The following is a 264-nucleotide window of genomic DNA, read 5'->3' as shown; positions in this document are numbered from 1 at the left end:
GTGCAGAGTTCTGGGTGCGTCTGGTGCGGCGTGTCTTGGCGGCCTGATGGACGCGCTAGAGACCAAATTCCTGCGCGAATTCCTCGCGGTGGCGCATGAAGGCTCGATCCGTCGCGCGGCGGATCGGCTGAATGTTGTCCCCTCGGCGATTTCGCGCAAAATCGCCGAGGCTGAGGCGCGGCTTGGGGTCACCCTGTTTGAACGCAGCTCCAAAGGCGTCGTTTTGACCGAAGCCGGAGAGCTTTTGCGCGAACACGCCCAGCA

1 protein-coding gene is annotated in these 264 nt (G+C 62.9%); it reads left to right on the top strand.

Going from position 1 to position 264, the window contains the following annotated elements; translation table 11 throughout:
* Nucleotides 1-46: 46 nt before the first annotated feature.
* Nucleotides 47-264: LysR family transcriptional regulator (locus O4G76_RS20750; protein WP_269399006.1), on the top strand; the 218-nt coding region annotated here is incomplete at its 3' end.

This window comes from Limimaricola sp. G21655-S1 (assembly GCF_027213785.1).
Lineage (GTDB): Bacteria > Pseudomonadota > Alphaproteobacteria > Rhodobacterales > Rhodobacteraceae > Limimaricola.
Note: the sequence above shows the minus strand (reverse complement) of the source record. Positions and strands in the feature narration are given on the sequence as shown.